This window comes from Paenisporosarcina sp. P4_E4_2, assembly GCF_056401595.1.
Window position 1 is genome coordinate 1 of the sequence record NZ_JBFUJC010000189.1, and the last position, 6,073, is coordinate 6,073.

Annotated in this window: 6 protein-coding genes; 2 read left to right on the plus strand and 4 right to left on the minus strand. The window is 37.6% G+C overall.

Going from position 1 to position 6,073, the window contains the following annotated elements; genetic code table 11:
* Positions 1–874: HAL/PAL/TAL family ammonia-lyase (locus AC1DSB_RS12880; protein ID WP_477586843.1), on the minus strand; the 874-nt coding region annotated here is incomplete at its 3' end.
* Positions 875–1,023: 149 nt separating this feature from the next.
* On the opposite strand from AC1DSB_RS12880, the gene AC1DSB_RS12885 reads away from it, so the two are divergent.
* Together AC1DSB_RS12885 and AC1DSB_RS12890 are read left to right on the plus strand one after the other, a co-directional pair.
* Positions 1,024–1,509 (plus strand): DinB family protein, encoded by a 486-nt coding sequence (locus tag AC1DSB_RS12885; protein ID WP_477532190.1) that lies wholly within the window; start codon positions 1,024–1,026, stop codon positions 1,507–1,509.
* Positions 1,510–1,526: 17 nt separating this feature from the next.
* Positions 1,527–2,075: a GNAT family N-acetyltransferase gene (locus AC1DSB_RS12890; RefSeq protein WP_477586844.1), complete on the plus strand. Its 549-nt coding sequence runs from the start codon at positions 1,527–1,529 to the stop codon at positions 2,073–2,075.
* A gap of 47 nt (positions 2,076–2,122) precedes the next feature.
* Here the strand turns inward: AC1DSB_RS12890 and AC1DSB_RS12895 are convergent, their stop codons facing one another.
* The 3 genes from AC1DSB_RS12895 to AC1DSB_RS12905 form a co-directional block, all read right to left on the minus strand.
* A complete protein-coding gene (locus AC1DSB_RS12895; RefSeq protein WP_477586845.1) occupies positions 2,123–3,454 on the minus strand; it encodes a DUF4179 domain-containing protein in 1,332 nt (443 codons plus the stop codon).
* Entirely contained in the window at positions 3,447–3,965 is a 519-nt protein-coding gene (locus AC1DSB_RS12900; protein WP_477533014.1) for a sigma-70 family RNA polymerase sigma factor, read from the minus strand. The genes AC1DSB_RS12895 and AC1DSB_RS12900 overlap by 8 nt, the downstream gene beginning before the upstream one ends.
* Positions 3,966–4,272: 307 nt before the next feature.
* Positions 4,273–5,904 (minus strand): GNAT family N-acetyltransferase, encoded by a 1,632-nt coding sequence (locus AC1DSB_RS12905; protein ID WP_477586846.1) that lies wholly within the window; start codon positions 5,902–5,904, stop codon positions 4,273–4,275.
* Positions 5,905–6,073: the final 169 nt, after the last annotated feature.

Consider the following 6,073-nt stretch of genomic DNA (forward strand, 5'->3'; position numbering starts at 1 on the left):
CTTGCCAGCTGGCTCCGTGAATTTGTGGAATACAACGCAGCGAATAGGCATCCTGAACACGTTTTTCACCTTGAGTTGTAACTAGTTGACTGCCTTGCAACCACTCTAGCATTCTACGTGCCACATCTACTTGCTCGACATATCCACGTGCCTGATGGACGGCTGGATGAAACGCATCTGTGATACCGTGAAGCGCTTCCATCGTCATCGCAGCAATCCATTCACTTTGGTAAGCGAGAGTCTCCGCTTCCAACCAGTTCACCACGCCCTGAGCTGTCATGGCTTGCGTACCATTAATCAGCGCCAAGCCTTCTTTTGCTTCCAGCACTAATGGTTCAATACCTTTATTCCCCCATACTTCATGAGCTGGAATTTGCTGTCCCTCATGCCAGACAAACCCTTCCCCCACCAATACAAGTGCCAAATGAGACAAAGGTGCTAAATCACCGGATGCCCCTAGAGATCCTTGTGAAGGAATGACTGGATGAATGGAATGATTGACCATGTAAGCCAATCGTTCTAATACATCTACTCGAATACCCGAGAAACCTTTCAATAATGCATTCAATCGTAAGACGACCATTGCACGGGACACTCGTTCTTCAAATGGTTCACCAATTCCACATGCATGTGAACGGATTAAATGGAGTTGTAGTGCGTGTACATCTTCCTCATCAATGCTGACATCACTGAACTTACCAAAACCCGTATTAATGCCATAAACTGTTTTGCCTTCTCTTACGATTCTCTCAACCGCTTCACGGCTTTTTTGAACACGTGTTAATGCATTTGAATCAAGATTTATTGTTTCATTCTGAAATAATATGGATCGCATTTCTTCTAAATTTAATTTCTCACCAGTTAATAAGATCATTATAATCACCCCTATACTTCGAGTATATGTGTGTATATAATGAACTGCAATTACTATTTTCCAAATTATAACAAGATGCAGTGGTAGTGTACTATCTTAATAAAGTGTTAAAATGGGGAATATTCACATTTTTTAGAGGGGGAATTCAATTGGAATGGCAATCGATGTTTCATTATCACAAATGGGCTACGCAAAAACTATTGAATCATATAGAATCACTAGATGCATCTATCTTTCACCAAGAAGCAAAAAATTCATTTCCATCTATCAGTGAAACTTACTCACATGTCATCAGTGTTGATTATCTATGGTACAAACGTTTAACCGGTATTGCAAAGCCGGAATGGAAACAGTTTGATGTGAGTTCTGTTCAATCAACGAAAGAAGCATTTGCAGATTTACACGAAAAAATGGAACAATTTTTCTCGACTCTAACTGAAGAACAGTGGAAAGAAACATTGAATTTCACCAATATAAAAGGTGCTCCGTTTTCCAACAAACGAGACGAAATGTTCTTTACGTTCATCAACCACTCTTCCTATCATCGTGGCCAAGTGACTTCATTCCTGCGTCAGTTTGATTTGGAGGGCGTTCCAGTCGATTACATTTATTTTGCAAAAGAAATTCAAAGCTAATTATGGAGGTTTTCCTGTTGTCTTTTCCTGTACTAGAATCCGATAGACTTAACTTAATTGACTTAAATCAATCCCATGCTGTCCACTTGTTCAATCAATTCTCACGTGAAGATGTCACACGTTACTATGGGATGGACCCCCTCACAACAATGGAACAAGCAGAGAAAATGATTACCAATATGAATAAAGGCTTCACGGAAAAACGTTCAGCACGATGGGGCATCCAACTAAAAGAAACTGGAGAGTTTGCTGGAACAATCGGGTTAAAWAATCTGCAGCTTTGGAGCAAAAAATGTGAAGTTGGCTATGACCTGCATCCAGATTTTTGGGGCAAGGGCTATGTGAAAGAAGCACTGGAGAAGGTTTTGTCACATTGCTTTGATACACTTGAACTTTCCCGAGTTGGCGCCGTTACATTTCCCGACAATGAAGCTTCGTGGAAGCTATTGTTGAAAATGGGGTTTGAAAAAGAAGGATTGCTAAGAAATTATTTATATCAAGGTGGTAAAACTCACGATGCTTTCGTCTTTTCCATAACACTTGAAGACTGGAATCGACTTTATTAATAATTAGAAATGAGGATGCCCCAACAATGGGTGGGCATCCTCTTTTTTTACTTATTTGGTTTTTTCAATTCTACCTTAATATCGCCTTCAATGTAATTTGGATATGCCCATATTTCGAGCTCTAGTGGATTCTTATAGTCGGTAGTATCAAAATCTAGTGTCCAATGACTTTCCAATTTTCCTGAATCATAAAACATTGAGGTAGATGGTGAACGTATTAATTTCCCATTGGCATCTTGTATTATGCTGGTTAAACTAAAATTGTTATTTACATCTTTCGCCTGTGTTAAGAAGAAATCAGCGTGAGTTTTACTAGACTCACCTAAGTGTAATCTTCCATCACGTGGACTGTTCAATAAAATATTTTTTTCAGTATCTACAACAAGAATTGCTTCATCTTTATTAAGTGCCTGTAATTTGTTAATACGTACGAATAGTTCTTTTGGTTTTTCAAAGTAATTGCTTTGTAAGTATATAATTTGTTCTAACTCTCCAACTTCACTTCCAGAAATTCCACTTCTAGAGCCCCAAATCTCTCCATTTTCATCTTCTAAATGTAAATCCGGAAATTGAAGGATTTTTTTCGAGTTATTTGGATTTATTGAAATTCGAACATCTACACGGAGAGGATTGATCGTTACCTCTTCAATAGTAAACTTTTGATTTTCAATTTCTACTTCTTTCTTTAATACAAAATTAATGCTCGGTTTAACATTTTTGGGAACAGTAAATGGAATAATAAATTCTATTTCCTTTCCTTCATTCTCAATTGTCATCAAGAGTGAAAATGATAAATCATTAAACTTCGTTGGCTCTTGAAAATGAAAATCGATTTTATTACTAAACTCTTTAACAGCTTGATTATTAGCTGAGATACTAAAAGAACTACTAGGCGAAATAATTTCGTCGTTCCTTAATTCTACATTTCTAACCCGAACATTCTGTATGGTTTTTTCAGAATTGATGGTATAAAAAACATTCATCCCCGATTCATCCAAAATGACACCGTCAATTGTAAGTGTTAAATCTTCCTTGGTTTGAGAAGCATTAATTTCTTGGTAATAGTCATTTTTAATAGCAGACGTTAAGCCCTTATCATAGTGAATCATTGCAACAATTTTTTCCAGTCCAGGTATAGATGAAACCGCATTTGCAAAAGCTGGCGACACCCTTATGGATGTGGCCAATGTAACCATGAGAAGTGCAGCTGCTGCAAGCATTCCATAATTTCGTATTTTTCTCTTTTTCTTTTTCACTTTTTCAAGCTTTGCACGTTCATAGCCTTGCCCTATTGCTCCGTCCAGCTGTTCGGTAGGAATACTGATGTGTTCAAGCTGACGTCGAAGTTCTGCCAATTTCTCTTCCTCGTTTTCAAACATGATCCACTTCCCCTTTCTCCGTAAGATGTTGGCGCAACGTTTTCATGATTTTGTGAAGACGGGATTTGACGGTTCCCTCAGGTATATTTTCTATCACCGCAATGTCCTTAATCTTTGTATCTTGAAAATACTTCATATACACCAATTGCTGCTCCTGCTCAGATAACTTACTTAAGGCTTCCTGCAATTCAAATTGAACCAAATCATTATTAACGGATATTTCATTAATTAGTTCAGAATTTGAGAAACGCTTTTTCTTTTTCAATTGATCCTGGCAATAATTCATCATGATACGAGTCAGCCATGTATTAATGTAGGAAGGTTCTTTTACTGTATGAATTTTTTTATATGCTCTGTAGGTGACTTCCTGCATGGCTTCCAGAGCATCATGTTCATTTCTCAAAAAAGCGAATGCTGTCCGGTACAATGCTTCTTTATTGAATTGCATTACGAGCAGGAATGATTCATCATCTCCAGCAATTGCCCGTTTGACGATTTCAATTTCCCCCAAATCGACCCCTCATTTCAACCTCTGTTATGTATTAGACATCGTACTGTCGAAAAAGTTCATTAACAAAAAAAAAACCTGCCACTTTATGGTAGTGGTCAGGCAGATGGTACACAAGATGTATTTTAGGAAGCTAAGAGTAATGACTTATCGATTTTTTCTCTCTTTGTTTCTTTGCACATTTCTAAACCATATTATAAGCTTTCCTATCCGATGTTTTGATACGTAATCAGAATATGCTTTCACATGTTCTCCCCCATAGCCAATTTACGGTTGCATGTCCATTTTTACTCCAACAACTCAGCCAAGCTCACTGCTTGCTTGTTGAATTAGTTAAAACTTGTGTAGATGGCTTAAATAACAAATTTCTTTTCTTGATACTGCTGACATGAGTGAAACCTAATTGTTGAAGATGTTTCATAGTCACTTCATCTTTCTTTGTGGTATGAAGAAAAATGTCCTGAACTCCATTATCTTGCCGCAAAAATGAACATACACTCGACAACTTATGAATTTGCCACTCTGCAATATACGCACTGTTTTTTGGCAACTCCTGCAAGTAATCAACTTCATCTACACGTATAACATTTGGATGAACCCAAAACATCGAAACATTGGTATCACCATAGGGGGTGAACCCATTATAAAACCATTTATTCGTTTGCTTCAGGTCGTGATGTCGTTTTCGTGCTTCGGGATAGATAAGTATTTGATAATCCAGCGAATCTTCAGTACCTTGCTTTTGTTGATAAATCTCGACCGATTTCTTCGAATAAATTTTACCGACTTGGCTGCTAAACGCTTTTACCCAATCCCTGAAGCTAGCATTCCGAAAAAAATGCAGATTTTTTCCAAGAAACTCATTTTTAAATAACAATACTTTATAGTTCTTCTTTAAAATTTCTTTTACATACCCCTTACCTTTGATCAGTTGGAAGACCATTTGAGTTTGCCATTCATTAGAAGAAAACAAGAAATTGTTCGTGTAGTCTACTCCCGTATTCCAGTCGAACTTATAGGGCTCGTAGCCACTACTCAAGTCATAAATTCTCAAATCATTATTATTTTGGCTTCTAGTGATCAATTCTTTATCGAGGATTGTTCCAGGTCCATAAAGGCTGTAGTCAGGATCGTGCCCGTTCAAATAACCGACATGTCGACCTCTGCACTTAAATACGTAAGAGAACGCAATCATTTGATCATCCAAATATAAGCCTTCCACTTTAGCTTTCATCGGTCCATCTTCACAGTTTAATAAAGCACTGTAAAACATCTGATGTTCTTCATCCGTGAAATTGGTCTCGTCCATCTTTCTCCATCGCTTATCATGTAGCGTAAAAACTTGTTCGATTTCATCTGGATTGCTAGTCATTACTTTTGGATGTCCTAAATAACGAAGTCTCTTTTCCCTGCGATTGAGACCGTGAATTTTGCTTCTTTTTTTCAAGTAATCTTCGAGATTGAGCGTGTCCGTTTTCACGAAAGGCGTAACAATTGAAAATATGGTGGGTTCACACTTTCTTTTAGCAAGATACAAACTCAACATATTGGTTGTAGGGCTGCTTGATAATAACCCATGTAAATTAAAGATACATTTCGGCATCGACTCCATTAATTCATCGAAAACATATTGAATCACTTGTTCTCTTTCATCATCGTATACGACGATATCCATGTAATGCGCTTCACCACGCCCGAGGAACTCAATGACGGTCGACTTCATCATGTGAGTGATTTGCAAAGGGAAAAAGGCAATCACGTTATCTGCTTTTTCTACGACGATAATTTCGACTCCCCGATTGCGCCCAAGGTATTTCCACCAATTCTCTATCCATTGAAATTCAATGAATGGGTTATCGTTCTGATTAACATCCAAAATGTGATCCCACATTTTCTGATAAGGTTTCAATTGCTCCAATGACCGGATATGGTAAACCTTCATTAATTTCTCCCTTCTATTATCAGTTGATATTGAATGGTTTCGAAGACATGAATGAGAAACTTCTGATTGCTTAAGAATTAATCTGATAGGCTTGGACTATTTGTAGTCGCTCAAGTCGCACTTTTTATAAGAGGCGATATGAGATTATATTCAGCCAAGGACCTTATAC

What these genes read in the sequence shown, in the direction of transcription:
- AC1DSB_RS12895 (WP_477586845.1), bottom strand. Translation starts at nt 3,454, where the DNA reads ATGTTTGAAAACGAGGAAGAGAAATTGGCAGAACTTCGACGTCAGCTT.
- AC1DSB_RS12905 (WP_477586846.1), bottom strand. Translation starts at nt 5,904, where the DNA reads ATGAAGGTTTACCATATCCGGTCATTGGAGCAATTGAAACCTTATCAG.